Source organism: Kitasatospora sp. NPDC059160 (genome assembly GCF_042755465.1).
Classification (GTDB): domain Bacteria; phylum Actinomycetota; class Actinomycetes; order Streptomycetales; family Streptomycetaceae; genus Kitasatospora.
The window spans coordinates 21,181-40,160 of the sequence record NZ_JBHZCN010000089.1 but is presented as its reverse complement, the minus strand read 5'-3'; the positions used below and the strand labels follow the sequence as shown (position 1 = coordinate 40,160).

18 protein-coding genes are annotated in these 18,980 nt (G+C 74.2%); 6 read left to right on the top strand and 12 right to left on the bottom strand.

Annotated features, from left to right (window positions below):
• Positions 1 to 45: 45 nt before the first annotated feature.
• The 3 genes from ACFXOZ_RS31440 to ACFXOZ_RS31430 all read right to left on the bottom strand — a co-directional run bounded on the left by ACFXOZ_RS31440 (position 46) and on the right by ACFXOZ_RS31430 (position 3,810).
• Positions 46 to 2,067 carry a carbamoyltransferase C-terminal domain-containing protein gene (locus ACFXOZ_RS31440; RefSeq protein WP_380593481.1) on the bottom strand — a complete coding sequence of 674 codons (2,022 nt, stop codon included), beginning with the start codon at positions 2,065 to 2,067 and terminating at the stop codon, positions 46 to 48.
• Positions 2,068 to 2,328: 261 nt separating this feature from the next.
• Entirely contained in the window at positions 2,329 to 2,838 is a 510-nt protein-coding gene (locus ACFXOZ_RS31435) for an ATP synthase F0 subunit B (RefSeq protein WP_380528809.1), read from the bottom strand.
• Positions 2,839 to 2,904: 66 nt separating this feature from the next.
• Entirely contained in the window at positions 2,905 to 3,810 is a 906-nt protein-coding gene (locus ACFXOZ_RS31430; RefSeq protein ID WP_380593480.1) for an MBL fold metallo-hydrolase, read from the bottom strand.
• A gap of 290 nt (positions 3,811 to 4,100) precedes the next feature.
• Between ACFXOZ_RS31430 and ACFXOZ_RS31425 the strand changes: the two genes are divergently transcribed.
• From ACFXOZ_RS31425 to ACFXOZ_RS31405, 5 genes are all read left to right on the top strand, one after another.
• Positions 4,101 to 5,366, top strand: a complete 1,266-nt coding sequence (locus tag ACFXOZ_RS31425) for a beta-ketoacyl-[acyl-carrier-protein] synthase family protein (RefSeq protein WP_380528806.1) — start codon at positions 4,101 to 4,103, stop codon at positions 5,364 to 5,366.
• Positions 5,363 to 6,640 carry a ketosynthase chain-length factor gene (locus ACFXOZ_RS31420; protein ID WP_380593479.1) on the top strand — a complete coding sequence of 426 codons (1,278 nt, stop codon included), beginning with the start codon at positions 5,363 to 5,365 and terminating at the stop codon, positions 6,638 to 6,640. The genes ACFXOZ_RS31425 and ACFXOZ_RS31420 overlap by 4 nt, the downstream gene beginning before the upstream one ends.
• A gap of 44 nt (positions 6,641 to 6,684) precedes the next feature.
• Positions 6,685 to 6,945: an acyl carrier protein gene (locus ACFXOZ_RS31415; protein WP_375895220.1), complete on the top strand. Its 261-nt coding sequence runs from the start codon at positions 6,685 to 6,687 to the stop codon at positions 6,943 to 6,945.
• Between the two features lie 29 nt (positions 6,946 to 6,974).
• Positions 6,975 to 7,952, top strand: coding sequence for an aromatase/cyclase (locus ACFXOZ_RS31410; RefSeq protein WP_380528802.1), 978 nt, complete (start codon positions 6,975 to 6,977; stop codon positions 7,950 to 7,952).
• 89 nt (positions 7,953 to 8,041) lie between these two features.
• On the top strand, positions 8,042 to 9,055 hold the full coding sequence (locus tag ACFXOZ_RS31405; protein ID WP_380593478.1) for a hypothetical protein: 1,014 nt from the start codon (positions 8,042 to 8,044) through the stop codon (positions 9,053 to 9,055).
• 109 nt (positions 9,056 to 9,164) lie between these two features.
• Here ACFXOZ_RS31405 and ACFXOZ_RS31400 read toward each other — a convergent pair whose 3' ends face one another.
• The 3 genes from ACFXOZ_RS31400 to ACFXOZ_RS31390 are packed head-to-tail and all read right to left on the bottom strand — an operon-like array spanning position 9,165 to position 11,230.
• Complete coding sequence (locus ACFXOZ_RS31400; protein ID WP_375895213.1) at positions 9,165 to 9,599, bottom strand: nuclear transport factor 2 family protein; 435 nt, start codon at positions 9,597 to 9,599, stop codon at positions 9,165 to 9,167.
• A 46-nt stretch (positions 9,600 to 9,645) separates the two neighbouring features.
• Positions 9,646 to 10,416, bottom strand: a complete 771-nt coding sequence (locus tag ACFXOZ_RS31395) for an SDR family oxidoreductase (RefSeq protein ID WP_375895210.1) — start codon at positions 10,414 to 10,416, stop codon at positions 9,646 to 9,648.
• Positions 10,417 to 10,444: 28 nt separating this feature from the next.
• A complete protein-coding gene (locus ACFXOZ_RS31390; protein WP_375895209.1) occupies positions 10,445 to 11,230 on the bottom strand; it encodes an SDR family NAD(P)-dependent oxidoreductase in 786 nt (261 codons plus the stop codon).
• Between the two features lie 209 nt (positions 11,231 to 11,439).
• On the opposite strand from ACFXOZ_RS31390, the gene ACFXOZ_RS31385 reads away from it, so the two are divergent.
• Positions 11,440 to 12,744 carry a LuxR C-terminal-related transcriptional regulator gene (locus tag ACFXOZ_RS31385; protein ID WP_375895207.1) on the top strand — a complete coding sequence of 435 codons (1,305 nt, stop codon included), beginning with the start codon at positions 11,440 to 11,442 and terminating at the stop codon, positions 12,742 to 12,744.
• Between the two features lie 68 nt (positions 12,745 to 12,812).
• Here ACFXOZ_RS31385 and ACFXOZ_RS31380 read toward each other — a convergent pair whose 3' ends face one another.
• The 6 genes from ACFXOZ_RS31380 to ACFXOZ_RS31355 form a co-directional block, all read right to left on the bottom strand.
• Entirely contained in the window at positions 12,813 to 13,745 is a 933-nt protein-coding gene (locus tag ACFXOZ_RS31380) for an NADP-dependent oxidoreductase (RefSeq protein WP_380593477.1), read from the bottom strand.
• 11 nt (positions 13,746 to 13,756) lie between these two features.
• Complete coding sequence (locus tag ACFXOZ_RS31375; protein ID WP_375895202.1) at positions 13,757 to 14,182, bottom strand: nuclear transport factor 2 family protein; 426 nt, start codon at positions 14,180 to 14,182, stop codon at positions 13,757 to 13,759.
• A gap of 31 nt (positions 14,183 to 14,213) precedes the next feature.
• Entirely contained in the window at positions 14,214 to 15,233 is a 1,020-nt protein-coding gene (locus ACFXOZ_RS31370) for a methyltransferase (protein ID WP_380399645.1), read from the bottom strand.
• A 69-nt stretch (positions 15,234 to 15,302) separates the two neighbouring features.
• The gene (locus ACFXOZ_RS31365) at positions 15,303 to 16,442 is read right to left on the bottom strand and encodes a hydrolase (protein ID WP_380528794.1); all 1,140 of its coding nucleotides are present in this window, start codon (positions 16,440 to 16,442) and stop codon (positions 15,303 to 15,305) included.
• Positions 16,443 to 16,525: 83 nt separating this feature from the next.
• Positions 16,526 to 18,469, bottom strand: a complete 1,944-nt coding sequence (locus tag ACFXOZ_RS31360) for a flavin-containing monooxygenase (RefSeq protein ID WP_380528792.1) — start codon at positions 18,467 to 18,469, stop codon at positions 16,526 to 16,528.
• 17 nt (positions 18,470 to 18,486) lie between these two features.
• Positions 18,487 to 18,963 (bottom strand): flavin reductase family protein, encoded by a 477-nt coding sequence (locus ACFXOZ_RS31355; RefSeq protein ID WP_375895191.1) that lies wholly within the window; start codon positions 18,961 to 18,963, stop codon positions 18,487 to 18,489.
• Positions 18,964 to 18,980: the final 17 nt, after the last annotated feature.

Sequence of the window (18,980 nt, the reverse complement as noted above, 5' to 3'; positions counted from 1 at the left end):
GTGGGGCTTCGAAAAGCCCCACCCCCCGACCCTTTCCCCGACGGCTCAGCGGCCCTTGCGCAGCGGGTTGATCACCCCGAACGCCCCGGTCAGCGTGGACGGGTCGACGAAGGAGCCGCCCGGCCCGTGGGTACGGACGAAGTTGTCCACCAGCCCGGAGAACGACGGGTCCACCTTCGCCCGGTACGCCGCCAGCAGGTTGACCCGCTCCGGCGTGGACAACTCCCGCTCGGCGCGCAGCTGGTGGCTGCGCGAGAGGTGGTACATGCCCTCGACGGTGTAGCCGGCGTCCAGCCAGCCCTGCCACAGCGCGTCGCGGTCCGCCTCCTGCCCGGCGAAGTGCTCCAGGGCGCGCGGCCGCGGCTCGGTCGGGGCCACCGGCGCCGGCACCCCGGCGGTCGGCACCGGCTCGGCCCGCAGCTCGACCCGCCGCCCGCTCAGGTAGAGCACCGGAACGCCCTTGCGGACACAGAGGTTGAGCGCCTGCGCGGCCTGGTCGACGACCGCCTCGGCCTTGTCGTTGAGCGAGGTGTTGCACAGGATCGGCACCCCGGTCGCGGCCCGGAAGGCGTCCAGCGCCCGGTGCAGCCGCGGGTTGGACGCCGCGGTGACGGTCTGGTGCCGGGCCGAGCCGTCCAGGTGGACGATCGCGGGCACCAGCTCCCGCACCTGCGGCCGGACCTGCACGGCCTCCAGCATGTACGGCGACTCGCGGTCGGAGGCGAACCAGTCGCCCGCGTGCTCGGCCATCACCATCGGCGCGACCGGCCGCCACCACTGGCGCCGCTTGACCTCGTTCAGCAGGTCCTTGACCTTCGGCGACCGCGGGTCGCCGAGCAGGCTGCGGTGGCCCAGCGCGCGCGGACCGAGCTCGGCCCGGCCGTCCACCCAGGCGACCACGCCGTCCGAGACGTCGGCGACGAAGCGCTCGTCCTCGAAGTCCGTCACCGAGACGATCCACGGCGCGAACTCGGCCAGCGCCTCCTCGGTGTCCAGGACGTCCCGGCCGTAGTACGGGGAGGTGATCCGCAGCCCGGCGCCGTCGAGGGCGCCGGCCCCGTACAGGCCGAGCAGGCCCAGGCCGATGCCCTGGCCGGAGTCGTTGGCGCACGGCGGGGTGACCAGGCCGCGGAAGCCGAAGCGGTCCATCAGCAGGGTGTTGGTGGGGCAGTTGAGCGCGTAGCCGCCGGTGGTGGCCAGGTGGGTGTCCTCGGCGCGGATGCCGCCGACCTCCAGCAGCCGCTCCACGTTGCGGATCGCGACGCCCTCGCAGCAGCGCTGGATCACCTTCATCACGGCGCTGCGCAGGTGGTCCTCACGGCTGAGCGAGTCGTCCAGCTCCGCGTCGGCGAGCTGCTCCTCGGCCGCGTCCACCACCGAGCGCACCAGGTCGTGGGCGGCCTTCCAGGGCTGGGTCGCCGAGCCGCCGAAGAAGGTGACGCCGGCGATCGCGGCCTCGGCGTCGAACTCGATCGCGGCCGTCGAGGCGGAGGCGAGCGCCATCAGCGAGCCCGGCTCCAGCCCGAACACCGTCTCGGCCGCGGTGTACAGCGGCCCGGGGGACTCCACCGGCTCGAAGGTGATCCGGCCCTGCTTCACCACGCAGCCCGCGTACCAGTACGGGTTGGGGCGGCTCTCCTGGGCGTAGTCGGGCAGCGCGTCGATCGCCAGGCCGACGATCTGCCCCTCGCGGAACAGCGGGACGTCCCGCAGCACGCCGCTGAACAGGTGCGCCAGGCTGTGCAGCGGGAAGTCCTCCGCCCCGCCCGGCTTCGGCACCGGCTGCGCCTTGGGCAGGCCGGGCGTGCCCCAGGTGGCGGTGACGTCGTCGAGGGTCAGCCCCTCCTCGGCGAGCAGCGCCGACAGGAAGGCCGCCGAGCGGCCCTCGGTGTACAGCGGCCAGAAATGGTGCTTCTGCCCGCTGACCCGCTCCAGTTCCCAGACCCGGACGAGTTCGACGTCCGCCCCGTCCCGGCGCCACAGCGCGACGTTCTGGTCGTGCCGGACCGAGAAGACCGCACCCGGCCCCGGCGGCGTGAGATAGGCGGAAAGGAAATGCTCGGCCACGGTTACCTCTTTTTCCTCGGTCTGCCAGGTTCTGTCAGGACGAGGTATTTCCGGCCCGTGCGCGAAGGGATGCCCCGGGATTTCCGGTACCCCGCCCGGGCCGGCCGCCTGCCCCCGGCACCAGCGACTACCCGGTCATTCGACCACGCGTGCGCAGGGCCGGTACATACTGAAATCCCCGTTTACGCACGGCCCCGCGCCCGGGCGTACGCATGCGCAGCGGGGGCCCGGGCCGTTCGGCGGGGAAGTCCGTGAGGTGCGTCAGGCCCGGGCGCCGGCCCCGGCGTCCTGCGCGGCGAAGAACTCGTCGGCGATCGCCCGGGTCCGCGGCAGCTCGGCGACCGGCTCGCCGATCACCCGCCCCGCCAGCTCCCCGGCCAGCCGGATCACGTCCTCCCGCAGCTCGGCCTCGGCCAGCACCCGGTCCGCCGCCAGCTGCACCTGCGCCTCGGCCAGCATCCCGTCCCGCAGCGCCTGCCCCTCGGCCCGCAGCCGCGCGATCAGCGCCGCCCCCTCCTCGGTGGCGGTCTGCCGGATCGCCGCCGCCTCGTGCCGCGCGGCGAGGAGTTCCGCCTGGAACTCCTCATATATCCGCTGGGCCTCCGCCCGCGCCTCCTCGGCCCGCTCGACACCCCCCTCGGTGGCGTCCCGCCGCTCCCCCAGCACCTTCTCGATCCGCGGCAGCAGCACCGCCCCGAGGATCCCGAAGATCAGGAAGAAGCAGACGAGTCCGATCACCAACTGCGCTACATCAGGCTTCAAAGGTCCCATGGCAGCAGGATAGTTGAGCTCATGTCACGCATACCTGCCGGGGTGGCGGAGCGCGGCCGGGGCCCGTCAGGCGTGGCAGGCCGGCAGTCCGCCGCAGTACTCCACCATCTCGGCGAAGAGCGCGCCCATGTCCACGGCGCTCTCCGAGCCGGGGTCGGCGTCCTCCAGGTAGGCGCGGTGCAGGTTCGGCAGCAGGCGCTCCGCGTCGAGCAGCGCCGCGAACGGCCCGGGGCCGTGCGCGGCGGCCGTCTCCCGCGGCGAGCGGCCGGCCCGGCGGCCCGCGGCCGCGAGGTCCCGCACATAGTGCAGGTAGTCCTCGGTGGCGTCCAGGAGTTCGGGGCCGCCGACCGGCCCGTGCCCGGGCACGACGGTCCTCGCGCCGAGCGCCCGCAGCTCCTCGACGGCCCGCAGCGAGCCGGCCAGCGAGCCCATCGGGAAGAACGGGGTGACGCCCGCCATCACCAGGTCCCCGGTGTGCAGCACCCCGTGGTCGGGCAGCCAGACGGCGGTGTCCCCGGTGGTGTGCGCCGTCCCGAAGTGCAGCAGCTCGATCCGTACGTCCCCGCGGTGCAGTGAGGTCCGGCCGGCGAAGGTGAGGTCGGCGGCCCGCACGGTGAGGTCGCCCCAGGAAACGCCGGGCCACAGCGTGGTCAGGTGCAGTCCGGCGGCGAGCGCCTCCCGCCGGGCGTTCTCGTGCGAGACGACCGCGGCCTCCGGGAACAGCGCGTTGCCGAAGCTGTGGTCGCCGTGCGAGTGGGTGTTGACGAGCAGCCCCGGCGGCGTCGCGCAGACCCCCAGCACGGCCGCGCGCAGGGCCAGGGCGCGGGCCTCGGTGGCCGCGGTGTCGATCAGCACCGCGCCGTCCCCCGTCGCGACCAGCCCGGCGTTGTTCAGGCACCAGCCGCCGTCGGGCTGCACGTACGCGAAGACGCCCGCGGCGACTTCCTCCAGCGTGGGGTCCTGGGCGGGCATGACGGGCTCCCGGGGTGGTCGGACGGATGTCGGGGGCGTGCGACGGGCGCAGGCCCGGCCAAGCTCCCAGCCCCCGCTAGAGCCGGGCTCGACGACCGCCACAGCGCCCGGACCGGCACCTTCGGCCTGACCAGGCGTCAAGGCCGCTTCGAGTGCCGCTTGAGGCACCGCTCGCACGCTGTTGCCGTTCCAGGGCCCCCGGGTCCGAAGACGGGCCCCCGGGCCCGTTCCCATTCGGAAGGAGGACCGTCCATGGTCCGCAGCAATCGAGGCCGTGAAGGAGCAGGACGATGACCCGAAGGGTGGTGATCACCGGCATGGGGGTGCGGGCACCGGGCGGCACCGGGACCAAGGAGTTCTGGAGCCTGCTGTCCGAGGGCCGCACCGCGACCCGCCGCATCTCCTTCTTCGACCCGGCCCCGTTCCGCTCGCGGATCGCCGGCGAGGTCGACTTCGACCCGCAGCTGGAGGGCCTGGGGGCGCGCGAGCTGCGCCGGATGGACCGGGCGACCCAGTTCGCCGTCGCCTGCACCCGCGAGGCCGTCGCCGACAGCGGACTGGACTTCGCCTCGCTCGACCCGCACCGGATCGGCGTGAGCCTCGGCAGCGCGGTGGCCGCCGCGACCAGCCTGGAGCGCGAGTACCTGGTGCTGTCCGGCGCCGGCCGGGACTGGCAGGTGGACCACGACTACCTGTCCCCGCACATGTTCGACTACTTCAGCCCCGGCGCGATGCCGGCCGAGATCGCCTGGGAGGTCGGCGCCGAGGGGCCGGTCACCCTGGTCTCGGACGGCTGCACCTCCGGTCTGGACTCGGTCGGCTACGGCGTCCAGCTGATCCGCGAGGGCTCCGCCGACGTGGTGCTCGCCGGCGCCGCCGACACCCCGGTGTCGCCGATCGTGGTGGCCTGCTTCGACGCCATCAAGGCCACCACGCCCCGCAACGACGACCCCGAGCACGCCTCCCGCCCGTTCGACGACTCCCGCAACGGCTTCGTGCTGGCCGAGGGCTCCGCGATGTTCGTACTGGAGTCGCTGGAGTCGGCCCTGGCCCGCGGCGCGCACATCCACGCCGAGGTCGGCGGCTACGCGACCCGCTGCAACGCGTACCACATGACGGGCTTGAAGAAGGACGGCCGCGAGATGGCCGAGGCCATCCGGCTCGCCCTCGACGAGGCCCGGCTCGACCCGACCGGCGTGCACTACGTCAACGCGCACGGCTCGGGCACCAAGCAGAACGACCGGCACGAGACCGCGGCGTTCAAGCGCAGCCTCGGAGCCCACGCCTACGAGGTGCCGGTGAGCTCGATCAAGTCCATGATCGGGCACTCGCTCGGGGCGATCGGCGCGATCGAGATCGCCGCCTCCGTCCTGGCGATCGAGCACAACGTCGTCCCGCCGACCGCGAACCTGCACACCCCGGACCCGGAGTGCGACCTGGACTACGTCCCGCTGACGGCACGCGAGCTGCGGGTGGACAACGTCCTCACCGTGGGCAGCGGCTTCGGCGGATTCCAGAGCGCGATGGTCCTGCGACGTCTGGAGTCCGCCGCGTGAGCACCCCCGCCACCCTCTCCACCCCCGCCACCGGCTCCGCCGCCACCACCGCCACCGCCGCCACCGTCGTCACCGGCCTCGCCGTGCTGGCCCCCAACGGCTTCGGCACCGAGGCCTTCTGGGCCGCCACACTGGCCGGCCGGCACGGCATCGGCGAACTCACCCGGCTGGACACCACCGGCCTGCGGACCCGGCTGGCCGGTGAGATCCGCGACTTCGACGCGACGGCCCTGCTGCCGGGCCGACTGCTCCCGCAGACCGACGTGTCCTCCCGCTACGCCCTGGTCGCCGCCGAACAGGCCCTGGCGGACGCGGAGTTGGATCCGGACAGCCTGTCCGACTACGCGCAGGGCGTCTGCACCTCGACCGCCCAGGGCGGCTTCGAGTTCACCCACCGCGAGTTCCGGAAGCTGTGGAAGCAGGGCCCGGAGTTCGTCAGCGTCTACGAGTCCTTCGCCTGGTTCTACGCCGTGAACACCGGCCAGATCTCCATCCGCCACAAGATGCGCGGCCCCTCGGCGGCGCTGGTCGGCGAGCAGGCCGGCGGGCTGGACGCCCTCGGCCACGCCCGGCGCGGCATCCGCCAGGGCACCGCGCTGATGCTCAGCGGCGGCGTGGACTCCGCGTTCGACCCGTGGGGCTGGGCCGCCCAGCTGTCGGGCGGCCGGACCAGCCCGGTGTCGGACCCGACCCGCGCGTTCCTGCCCTTCGACCGGGACGCCTCCGGGCACCTGCCCGGTGAGGGCGGCGCCATGCTCGTCATCGAGGACGCCGGTTCGGCCGCCCGGCGCGGGGCGCCGCGGGTCCTCGGCGAACTCGCCGGGTACGCGGCGACCTTCGACCCCCGGCCCGGCTCCGGCCGGCCGCCGGGGCTGCGGCGCGCGGCCGAACTGGCCATCGCCGATGCCGGGTTGCTCCCCTCCGACATCGACGTCGTGTTCGCCGACGCGGCCGGCAGCCCGGCGGCCGACCGGGCCGAGGCGGAGGCGATCACCGCGGTCTTCGGCCCGCACGGCGTACCCGTCACCGCCCCCAAGTCGCTGTTCGGGCGGCTCGCGGCGGGCGGCGGCCCGGTGGACACCGCGCTCGCCCTGCTGTCGATCCGCGACGGCGTCGTCCCGGCGACCGCCCACACCACCCACGTGCCGCAGGAGTACGGCCTGGACCTGGTGCGCGGCGAGGCCCGCCCGCTGCGGGTGCGCGCCGCCCTGGTGCTGGCCCGGGGCCACCGCGGCTTCAACGCGGCCCTGGTCGTCACCGCCCCCGGCCGCTGAGCGGCGCCCGCACCACCCCCGACCACACCTCCGAGGAGAGACCCATGACCACTCCCATGACCGTCACCGACCTGCGCCGCATCCTGGTGGCCTGCGCGGGCGAGGGCGACGGCCCGGTCCTCGACGAGAACACCCTGGACACCCCGTTCGAGGACCTCGGCTACGACTCGCTGGCCCTGATGGAGACCGCCTCCCGGATCGAGCGGGAGCTCGGCGTCACGTTCCCGGGCGACGCGTTCGCCGACGCCGACACCCCGGCCGCGCTGCTCGCCGTGGTCAACGGCGCCCGCCCGGCCGTCCGCTGACCACCGCCCGGCGAGTCGAGGAGAGCACCGTGCAGGAAGTCCCGTCCGGGAACGGACGCGAAGCGAACCACCGGATCCGCACCACCGAGCACCGGCGCACCGTCGCCGCGCCGCCGGCCGCCCTGTACGAGCTGGTCGCGGACGTCACCCGGTGGCCGGCCGTGTTCGGCCCGACCGTGCACGTCCAGCACCTGGAGCACACCGGCGACCGGGAGCGGTTCCGGATCTGGGCCGTGCTCAACGGCGCGGTGAGCAACTGGACCTCCCGGCGCGTGCTGGACCCGGTCACCCGCCGGATCGACTTCCGCCAGGAGGTCAGCCGGGCGCCGGTGGCCTCGATGGGCGGCAGCTGGGAGTTCCTGGAACTCCCCGGCGGGCACACCGAGGTGGTGCTCCGGCACGCGTTCACCGCGGTGGACGACGACCCGGAGCAGGCCGAGTGGATCACCCGGGCCGTGGACCGCAACAGCCCGTCCGAACTCGGCGCGCTGGCCCGGGTCGCCGAGCTCGGGCACCCGGTGGACGAGGTGGTGTTCAGCTTCACCGACGAGGTCGAGCTGACCGTCGGGGCGGCCGAGGCCTTCGCGTTCGTCGACCGGGCCGACCGCTGGGCCGAACTCCTCCCGCACGTCGACGAGGTGGCCCTGGAGGAGCCCGAACCCGGCGTCCAGCGGCTGGAGATGGTCACCCGCACCGCCGACGGCGCCACCCACCGCACCGCGTCCTGGCGGGTCTGCCAGGAGCCGGAGTGGATCGCCTACAAGCAGTCCGCCCCGCCGGCCCTGCTGCTCGGCCACAGCGGGCTGTGGACCTTCGGCACCGACGCCCGGGGCCGCCCGGTCGCCACGGCCCGGCACACCGTCGCGGTCGACCCGGCGGCCGTCCCGGCGGTGCTCGGCCCGGGCAGCACGCTCGCGGACGCCCGGGCCCACCTGCGCGAGGCCCTCGGCGGCAACAGCCTGCGCACCCTGTCCTTCGCGGCCGGTGCGACGACCGAGGCCCGCTGACCCTCCCGCCCCACCACCCGGCGGTGCCCGGGGCAGGCCCGACCGGGGCCGGCCCCGGGCACCGCCGCACCCTCAGGAAGGAACACCCCATGTCACCGTCGCACAGACGCACCCAGCGCACCTGGCTGACCGCCGCGGGGATCGCCGCGGGGATCTGCGGACTGCTCGGCACCGTCGCCGTGCTGCCGGCCGCCTCGGGCGCCGAGGCCGTCCAGGTGTGCCGGGCCACCCTCGACGGCGAGACCACCGACACCGTCGGCTCCGCCGAGGCCGACTCCGCGCTCGACACCGCCGGCGCCTACGCGGGCCCGTGCGCCGAGTACGGACCGGCCGTCAAGGTCGGCAACGGGAGGATGCGCACCTACGCGCAGTTCTCCAAGGGCCGGCCGACCACCCTCGGCTTCGTCTTCGACCGCACCGCGCTCACCGGGCTGCCCGAGCCGCACACCACGGACCGCAAGGACTGCTACGACGTCAACGGGGACGGCCGGATCGACCCCGCGACGGAGTGCATCCACCACCAGAGCTACCCGTTCGACCTGCCCGGCACGTACACCAAGAAGTCCGGGCCGTTCACCTGGGCGCTGGTCAACTGGAACGCCGAGGGCCACGACCCGCAGGGCGTCTACACCGCCCCGCACTTCGACTTCCACTTCTACATCCAGAGCCGCAAGGACCGGGACGCCATCCGGGTCGGCCCCTGCGCCGGCCCCGGCCTGACCGACTGCGACGACTTCGCCACCGCGCGCAAGCCCGTGCCCGCGAAGTACACCGCCCCGGACTACGCCGACTTCGGCGCGGTCGTCGCCAAGATGGGCAACCACCTGATCGACGGCACCGGCCCGGAGTTCCACGGCCGGCCGTTCACCAAGGCGTTCCTGTACGGGAACTACGACGGCGGGATCACCTTCTACGAGCCGATGATCACCTACCAGTGGCTCATCGACCTCAAGCCCGGCGACAAGGTCTGCACCCCGGTCAAGACGCCGGCGGCCTTCCAGCAGGCGGGCGACTACCCGACCAGCTACTGCGCCGAGTACCGGCGCAACGGCAAGGAGATGACGGTCTCGCTGAACGACTTCGTCACCCGCCGGGCGGGCTGACACCCGGCCGGCACCGACCGGCACCGCACCACGACGAACCGCCCGGGCCTGCTGCGGCCCGGGCGGTTCGTCGTCGTGACGGCGGCGCGTACGGCGGTCCGTCCGGCGGTCAGGACAGCTGGTCGTACGAGATGCTCCGCGACCGCAGCCGGATGCCCCGCTCCGTCACCGCGACCACGTCGTGCACCACGCAGCTCGGCCAGACCTCCGGCCGCTCCTGCGGCCGCACCCGGACGATCAGCGCGTACACCGTCGAACGGAGGTCGCCGTTCTCCAGCGGCTCCAGCACGATCTGGTTGAAGTAGTGCCGCCGCTGCACCGGGTCGTCGCGGAAGCGCTCGTGGAACGCCTCCAGCTCCTTCTCCACCCCGGCCGGCCCGACCGCGGGCTCGGTGCCGGGGGTGTGCTGGAAGGTGCCGTCCGCGGTGAAGGTCGCCGCGTACTCGGCGAACCGGCCGCCGTCCAGCGCCTGCATCTGACGGGCGTAGAACTGCTGAACCTCGGCGTACAGTTCGGCGCTGACGCCCTCGCGTACCGGACTCATCCGGTCCTCCTCATCCTCTCGACGGTCCCGGCCGGACCGGCCGGGCTCACCAGGGCACCGACTCGGTGGGCGAGCCGGCCATGCTGCCGTAGAACCCCCCGGTGGGCCCGTCCGGCCCGGTCAGCGCCAGCCACACCGGTACGTCGGCGCCCTCCTCGGGGCCGCGGGTGCCCCGGCTGAACGGCGAGTCCGCGTTCAGGTCGGTGGCCACCAGGCCGGGGTTGGCCGCGTTCACCCGCACCCCGGCCGCGCGCAGCGCGTTGGCGTACACGACCGTGACGGCGTTCAGCGCGGCCTTCGACGAGCTGTACGGCAGCAGCCCGCGGGTGGAGATCGGGTTCTCCGGGTCGGTCAGCAGCGTCAGCGAGCCCAGCGGGCTCGACAGGTTGACGACCCGTCCGTTCGGCGAGCGCTCCAGCAGCGGCAGGCACGCCTGGGTGACGGCGACGTTCCCGAAGACGTTGACCTCGAAGGCCTCGCGCATCTGCGCCGCACCGATCCCGGTCGTCGGGACCCCCCACTCCACCACGATCCCGGCGTTGTTGACGAGCACGTCGAGCCGGTCCGCGTCGGCCCGGATCCGCTCGGCCGCCGCCTCCACCTGCGCCTGGTCGGTCACGTCCAGCCGGACGAACCGCGCGTCGAGGCCCTGGGCGAGGAGTTCGGCCTCCGCCGCCCGGCCGCGCTCCTCGTCCCGGGCGCCCAGGTACACCGTCATGCCCTCCCGGGCGAGCCGACGGGCGATCTCCTTGCCGATCCCCTTGTTGGCCCCGGTGACGAGGGCCACCTCACCCCGGTGCGCCGCACTGCTGCCCATGCCGTGTTTCCCGTTCGTCCGGTGCCGATCAGTAATTGCCCAGCCCGCCACAGACGTTGAGCGCCTGGGCGGTCGTCGCGCCGGCTCCGTCGCCGACCAGGTACTCCACCATCGCGGCGACCTCCTCGGAGGTGACGTAGCGCCGGATCGGTACCCGCGCGGTGATCCGCTCGAACACCTCCTCGGTCGGCACCTGCCAGATGTCCGCGTAGTGCTCGCGCACCCGCTCCGCCATCGGCGTCTCGACGAACCCGGGGCAGACCGCGTTCACGGTGATGCCGGTGGCGGCCAGCTCCAGGCCGAGCGCCTTGGTGAAGCCCACCACGCCGTGCTTGGAGGCCGAGTACGGGGCGCCGTGGACGACGCCCTGCTTGCCGCCGGTGGAGGCGATGTTGACGATGCGCCCCCAGTCCTTGCCCCGCAGGCCGCCGAGGGTGAGCACCGCCTTGGTCATCAGGAAGACGCTGTTCAGGTTGGTGTTGATGACGTCGTACCAGAGCTCGTCCGGGATCTCGGCGGTGACCCCGCCGCCCGACCGCCCGGCGTTGTTGACCAGCACGTCGACGGTGCCGAAGCGGTCGACCGCGGCCCGGACGAAGGACTGCACCTGCTCGGGCGAGGTGACGTCGCAGGGACTGCCGTCCACGTCGTGGCCCTTGTCCCGCAGGGTCTTCACCGTCTCCGCGAGCGCGTCCTCGCGCCGCCCGCACAGGTAGACCCGGTGGTTCAGGGCGCCGAGCCGCTCGGCGATGGTCAGCCCCATGCCGCTGGTGGCTCCGGTGACGATCGACACCGGTCGGTCGGTTCGTGCCATGTGTCGGCTCCCTCTCTCTCCGCTCGCTCCGGCCGGCCGGCCGGCGACTCGCAACGTGGAGACGGTCGCGCGCGCCGCTCGAACCTGGGTCGGACGGGCCTGGAGCGGGGCGCCGCGAACCGGCCACCGCCACCGGACTGCTCCTCCGGCTAGCGGGACCTCCCTGAAGGAGCAGTGCGCGGGGCCCGTCTCCCGGCTAGCGTGCGGTCATGGCACCCCTTCGGACGGACGACCCGCGACTGATCCTCGACATGGCCAAGGCCCTGCTGCGCGCGCCGCTCAGGGACGTGCTCCCCACCTTCTCCCGCACCATCGCCGACCTGGTCCCGCACCGGGCCCTGGCCATGCTGACCGCCGACTGCCCGAAGTCCGCCGCCTGGACGGCCGGCGACCCGGCGCTCACCGAGCAGGTGACCACCGCCGAGATGGCCACCCTCTCCACCCACGTGGAGATCGGCTCGCCGTGGTCCGGCCGGGCCGTGCTGGCCGGCGCGGCGCGCCCGGTGTTCGCCGTGGCCTGCGCCCCCGACGGATCGGCCGGGGCGCTGCTCGCCGTCGTCCCGGTGGACGACCGGGCCCCCGAGCCCGCCGTGGTGGACCTGGTCGACCGGCTCTGGGAGCTGGCCACCGCCCGGGTCGTCGACCTGCTGCCCGAAGCCGTCCCGGTCGACCTGTCCGGTGCCTGGCGGGCCGGCAGCGAGCGCCTGCGCATCACCAGCGAGCTCGCCGAGACCCACGCCGCCACCCTCACCGGCCTGCTCGGCGTGCTCCGCTCCCGCAGCCTGGACGACGCCACCGCCCGGCGCACCGCCGTCGACCTGGCCGTCGCCTCGCTCATCGAGCTGCGCGGCTCGCACAGCGACGAGCAGCTGCCCGACGAGGAGACCCTGGAGGACGCCTTCGGCCGGCTCACCGCCATGCTCGGCGCGCTCTCCCGCTACAGCGGACTGACCCTGGAGTACGCCCCGCCCACCCCGCCGGAGCGCCTGGTCCCGTCGAACGTGGCCCGCACGCTCCGGGCCGCGGTGCGCGGCATCGTGCTGACCACCATGGAGCAGGGCGGGGTCACCCGGGTCCGGGTCGGCTGGGAGGCCGGCGGGGCCGAGCTGCGCGCGACCGTCCGCGACGACGGCCCCGGCCGGCTGGCGCCCGAGGCGCTGGCCGTGCACCGGCTCAAGGACCGGATCGCCGCCATGGGCGGTGAGTTGGAGGTGGACTCCGTCCCGCAGTGGGGCACCTCCGTGACGATGCGGCTGCCGCTCACCGTGCCCGACCGCGACCGGCCCCGCGAGGACCCGCTGACCGGGCTCAACCCGCGCGAGCTGGAGGTGCTGCAGCACCTGGTGCAGGGGCACCGGAACCGGGTGATCGCCAACCAGCTCGGCATCAGCGAGCACACCGTCAAGTTCCACGTGGCCCGGATCCTCAAGAAGCTCAACGCCGACTCGCGCGGGGAGGCCGCCGCCCTCGCCATCGCGGCCGGCTTCCCCCCGGCGCTGTCGCTGGTGAACTGACGCCGCGGGGGCGGGTCCGCTCCGGACCCGCCCCCGCGTTCAGTTCGGCCGCTCGGACGGTCAGACGCTCAGACGGTCAGCACGAGCTTCCCCGTCGTCGAGCCGGACTCGATCAGCCGGTGCGCGTGCGCGGCCTCGGCCAGCGGGAACACCCGGTCGACGTGCACCCGCAGCCGGCCCTCCTCGGCCAGCGCGGCGAGGGCGCCCAGCCCGACGTGGTCGGGTTCGGCGGTCACCGCGCTGAACTCCAGCCCGCGCCCGGCCGCTCCGGCCGGGAGCGCCGCGTCGTGCAGCTCCACCACGGTGACCAGCCGGCCGCCCGGGCGCAGCACGTCCAGCGAGCGCACGGCGGTGTCCCCGCCCACGGTGTCGAGCACCACGTCGGCGTCCTTCACCTCGGTGGCGAAGTCCGCCGCCCGGTAGTCGACGACCTGGTCGGCGCCGAGCCCGGCCACGAACGCCTGCTTGGCCGCGCTCGCCGTGGCGATCACCTCCGCGCCGCGGGCCTTGGCGATCTGGACGGCCAGGTGGCCGACGCCACCGCCGCCCCCGTGCACCAGGACCCGGTCCCCGCGGCCCACCCCGGCCGCGTCCACCAGCGCCTGCCAGGCGGTGAGGCCGGCGAGCGACAGCCCGGCCGCCTGCTGGTGGTCGAGCGCCGCCGGCTTGCGCACCAACTGCCGTGCCGGGGCGGCGACGTACTCCGCGTAGCAGCCGGCCTCGCGCGGTATCAGCGGCATGCCGCACACCTCGTCGCCGACCGCGAACCGCGTCACCCCGGGGCTGACCGCCTCGACCACGCCGGAGACGTCCCAGCCGAGGACGAACGGCGGCTCGCCGAGGAACGGCACGCCGCCGGAGCGGACCAGGGCGTCGATCGGGTTCACCCCGGCCGCCCTGACCCGCACCAGCACCTCGTTCACCCGCAGCCGCGGCCGCGCCCGCTCCGCCGGCTCCAGCACCTCGGGCCCGCCGAAGCGGCGTTGCGTGACCGCGCGCATGGCCGCTGACGTCACGGGGCGTCCGCGATCAGCTCGTCCAGGTCCGCCCCGGCGGGCACGGCCTGCGCGACGTCCCAGTGCTCGGCCAGCCGGCCGTCCGCGATCCGCCACAGGTCGGCGGTGATCACCGGCGGCGCTCCGGGGGCGACCCGCACGACGTTGTGCGTCCAGACCTGGTCGCCCTCGGCGATGATGCGCACGATCGTCAGCGAGAACTGCGGGAACGGGATGCCCGCCTGCTCCCGGAAGGTCTCGACGGTGCGGTCCCGGCCGACGCCGACGCCGTGGTGGTGGTTGACGAAGTCCTCGGCGAGCAGCTCCCGCGCCCGGTCCCAGTCCTTGTCGTTGTAGAAGGCGTCGATGAACCCGGTGACGAGCTCCTTGTTGGCCTTCAGACCGGCGTCGGCCGTCGGGCCGGCGGCTCCCTCGGTGCTCATGTGCTTCCCCTCCCCGGTCCCCAGGACCCGGTCACTTGATTCCGACGACGATCGAGTCCGGACCGACCAGGTGCTCGGTCCAGGTCCGGGAGAACCCGGCCTCGGTCATCCACGCGGTGCACTCGGCGGCGGTGTAGCCGAAGCCGCCCTCGGTGACCGCCAGCATGGTCAGGCTCATCAGCAGGGCGAACGCGTTCTGCGACCGGTCGTCGTCGATCAGCGAGTCGTAGACGACCACCGCGCCGCCCTCCGGAAGAGCTTCCCACGCCTTCCGCAGCAGGACCTTCTTCTTCTCCAGATCCCAGTTGTGCAGGATGTGGCCGAAGGTGATGACGTCGGCCTTCGGGAAGGGGTCGGCGAAGAAGTCCCCGCCGGTGAAGGCCAGCCGGTCGCCCAGCCCGTGCTCCGCCGCGTACTCCTCGAAGACCGGGCGGGACTGCGGCAGGTCGAAGCCGGTGCCGGTGAGGTGCGGGTTGGCCTTGAGCACCTGGACGGCGAGGTCGCCCTGGGCGGTGCCCATGTCGGCGAGCACCTGGTAGTCCGACCAGTTCACCTGGGTGGCGATCCGGGTGTTGGCGACGTGGCTGATGCCGGTCATCGACGCCAGGAACTGCTTGAGCCGCACCGGGTCCGCGTAGAGGGCGTCGTAGGTGTCCAGCTCGCTGTCGCGCGACTCGTCGTGCGGCTTGCCGGTGCGCAGCGAGTCGGTCAGGTTGTTCCAGATGCCGAACAGCCGGCCGTTGGCCATCTCCAGCAGGCTGCCGTGGTGCAGGTACTCCGGCTTCGCGCGGTCCAGGAAGGCGTCGGTGTCCGGGGTGTTGCGGTAGACGCCGTCCTCGCGCAGGAGGAGGCCCAGCGCCACCAGGGTGTCCAGGAAGTCCCGGGTGCCGCGCGGGTGCAGGCCCAGCCGGGCGCCCAGCGTGTCGCCGTCGGCGGGGGCCTTGGCCAGTTCGGTGAAGACCCCGAGCTCGACGGCGCTCAACAGGGTCTTCGACGACTCGAAGCCCAGGCCGATCTGCAGGATGCGCTCGGGGGAGGGGGTGGTGGTCACGGCTGCTCCTCGGTGGTCCGGGTGGTCCGGGTGGTCCGGTGGTTCAGGGGGTGTGCGGTCCGGCGGCGTTCAGCGGGTCTGCGCGAACAGCCGGGCGGCGGGCTCGAACTGGAGCGCCTGGTGGGTCGCGATGGCGTTGACGTCCCGCCACAGCCGCTGGAGCGGCCCGTCGGCGACCTGGCCGCTGGTGCCGGCCGCGCGGTAGAGCCGGTTGACGGCGGTGACGAGGGTGTCCACGACGAAGGCGCTGTCCCGGACGTTGCGGGCGGTCTCGGCCGGGGTCGGGGCCCGGTCCGCGTCGGCGAGTTCGGCGACCCGGCCGAGCAGCAGCCCGGCCGCGTCGATCTCGGCGGCGGAGCGGGCCAGCAGCATGTCGTAACTGGCCTGGTTGCCGGCCGCGCCGGGGATGCCGGGTACGGCGGCGGCCCGGCTGCGGCCGCCGAGCGCCTCGGTCACCAGGGCGAGGGTGCCCCGGGCGGCGCCGAGTGCGGGCGCCACGAAGGTGAGGCCGTTCACGGCGGGCAGCGGCGCCAGCCCGGCCACCGGGGGCACCGCCGCCGGGTCGGCGGGGCGGCCGGCGAAGGCGGCGGCCCGGTCGGCGATCCGGGCCGCCGGCACGAACACGTCCTCCAGCACGGCGGTGTTGCTCCCGGTGCCCCGCATGCCGACGCTCGACCAGGTGTCCTCGACGCGGCACTGCGAGCGCGGCACCACGGTCAGCAGCAGCCGCTGTCCGCCGTCGGCCGCCGGCACCTTCGCGCAGACGATGACCCAGTCCGCGTGGTCGATGCCGCTCATGTAGGGCCAGCGACCGGTCACCCGCAGGCCGTCGCCCTCCGGGACGGCCTCGCCGAACGGGATGACGGAGGCGATCACCGCCGCGTCCGGCCCGTCGGCCCAGACCTGCGCCTGCCCCTCCTCCGGGAAGAACGACAGGAAGCGCGGGGAGCCGGCGAACAGCGAGGCGCACCAGGCCGTCGCCGGGCAGGCCGCGCCGATCACCGGCACGGTGTCCAGGAGTTCGCCGAAGCCGCCGGCCCGGCCGCCGAACCGCACCGGCGTGAAGTGCCGCATGAAGCCGGCCTCGGCGATCGCCTTCACGGCGTCGGGGCCGATCCGGCGGGCCCGGTCCGTCTCCTCGGCCAGCTCGCCGGCCTGCCGGGCGATCGAGCGGGCGGCGGCGAGCCGCCGCTCCGGGGTGTCCTGCATGGCGTTCCCTTCCCTCGCGGTGGGTGGTGGTTCGGCGGGGCCCGGTGCGGTCGGACCGGGTACGGTCGGACCGGGTGCGGCGGTCACCGCGGCTCGTAGTCGGCCGGGTCGACCGCCCGGGTGCGCGCCCAGTACTCCTGGGCCGAGAAGGGCCAGTTGACGGCGGAGCGGCCGCCCTCGTTGTACCAACCGGCCACCCCGGTCCAGCCCCAGGAGCGCTCGGCGTTCGCGCCGTCGACCCACGCGTTGTACCCGTCGTGGACGTCGGCCCGGACGGTGAGGGCGTCGCGCCCGCTCGCCAGCAGCAGCCGGATCGCGTCGAGCACGTACCCGACGGCGCACTCGGAGAAGTAGACGATGCTCCCGCCCTGGCCGACCAGGTTGGTGTTCGGCCCGTACAGGCAGAACAGGTTGGGGAACTCCGGCACGGTGATGCCGAGGTAGGCCCGCGCTCCGCCCCGCCAGGCCTCCCGCAGGTCCAGCCCGCCGCGGCCGGTGATCCGCATCGGCGCCAGGAAGTCGGAGGCCTCGAAGCCGGTGGCGTACACGATGACGTCGACGTCCAACCGCTCCCCGCCCGCGACGAGTCCGCCCGCGGTGACCCGCTCCAGCGGCGCCGTCACCAGCCGGACGTCGTCCCGCCGCAGCGCGGCCAGCCAGCGCCCGTCGTCGCGGAGCACCCGCTTGGCGCCCACCGGGTAGTTCGGGACGACCAGCTCGCGCAGCTCGGGCGCGTCGGCCAGCTGGGCCTCCATCGAGGCCAGCAGCGCCGCCCGGAGCTGCTCGTTGCGGGCGGACACGGCCCGTTCGGTGGGCGGGTGGTCGTGGTCGACGATCCAGCCCTCCAGGATGCCGTGCAGCCCCGGCGCGAACAGCCAGAACCGGTACCACTGGGCGTAGTACGGCAGGTGCTCGAAGAGCCAGGACGCCCCGGCGGGCATCGGCTCCCGGTAGTGCGGGGTGGGGCGCATCCAGGGGGCGTTGCGCTGGAACACCAGCACCTCGGCGGCGGTACCGGCGAGTTCCGGCACGAGCTGGTAGGCGCTGGCCCCGGTGCCGACCACCGCCACCCGCTTGCCGGCCAGGTCCACCGAGTGGTCCCAGGCGGCCGAGTGGAAGGCCGGCCCGGCGAACGACTCCCGCCCGGGCAGGTCGGGCAGCCGCGGCCGGTTCAGCTGGCCGACGGCGCTCACCACCGCGTGGTGGCGCTCGACGGCGGTGCCGTCCGGCCCCGCGACGGTGACGTACCAGCGCGACTCCTCGTCCGCCCAGCGCAGTTCGGTCACCTCGGTGCCGAAGCGGATGTGCTCGGCGACCCCGGAGGTCTTCGCGAAGTCCCGCAGGTACTCCAGCACGGTGTCCTGGCGGCAGAAGTGGTCCGGCCAGTCGTGCCTGGGCGCGAACGAGTAGTTGTAGAGGTGGCTGGCCACGTCAGTGCGGCAGCCCGGGTAGGTGTTCTCGAACCAGGTGCCGCCGAGGTCGGCGTTCTTCTCGTAGATCACGTACGGGATCCCGGCCTGCGCCAGCCGGTGGCCGGCGAGCAGGCCGCTGAACCCGGCGCCGACCACGACCACCCGGAAGTCGGTGCCGGGGCGCAGCCCGTCCGCCGTCCAGCGGGGTGCCTTGGGGTCGGGCCCGTGGCCGGGCAGCACGAGTTCCTCGGCGAGCAGCGGCACCAGGTCCCCGGTGTCGCGCTCCATCGCCCAGGAGGTGATCGCCCGCAGCAGCTCGGGGCCGGGCGGGGCGGGCGGGCCGGGCGGGGCGGGCACGGCGCCCGCCGCGCCGTCGCCGTCCCGCAGCCGGGCGAGGGCCGCCAGGGCGCTCTCCCGGGCCTCGGCCGCGCGTTCGGGGCTCAGTCCGCCCTGGGGGGCGAACAGCCAGCCGGGTGCGCGCAGGTCGTCGCGCAGCAGGGAGAGGTCGCCGGTGAGGTGCGCGACGGTCATCAGCAGCGCCGGTACGTCGGCGTCCGCCAGGTGCCGGCGCAGGGTCGCGTCGTCGGCGGTGATCGGTCGGGCGGTGTCCGCCATGGCAGCTGCCTCCGGTCTCAGGACGTCGGGGCCAGCGCGGCGAACCTGCGGTCGACGTAGACCACCGGCGCGCCCTCGGCGGCGAGCGTCTGGCCGACCACCTCGCCGACCAGGATGGTGTGGTCGCCGCCGTCGTGCCGGCTGTGCACGGTGCACTCCAGGGTGGCGAGGGCGTCCGCGACCACGACGTTGCCGCGGTCGGTGCGCAGGAAGCCGCCGCCGCCGAACTTGCGGGCGGTGCGGTCGGCGAAGCGCAGCGCCAGGTCGGACTGGTCCTGGTGCAGGATGCTGATCGCGAAGCGGCCCGTCCGCGCGAACACCGGGTGGCAGGTGGCCGACTTGGCCACGCAGGCGAGCACCAGCGGCGGCTCCAGCGACACCGAGCAGAACGAGCTGATGGTGAGGCCGTGCGGGGTCCCGTCCCGGTCCGTGGTGGTGGCGATCGTGACCCCGGTCGGGAACCGGGCCATCACGTCCTTGAACTGGTCTGTCATCCGACTCCGCCCCGTTC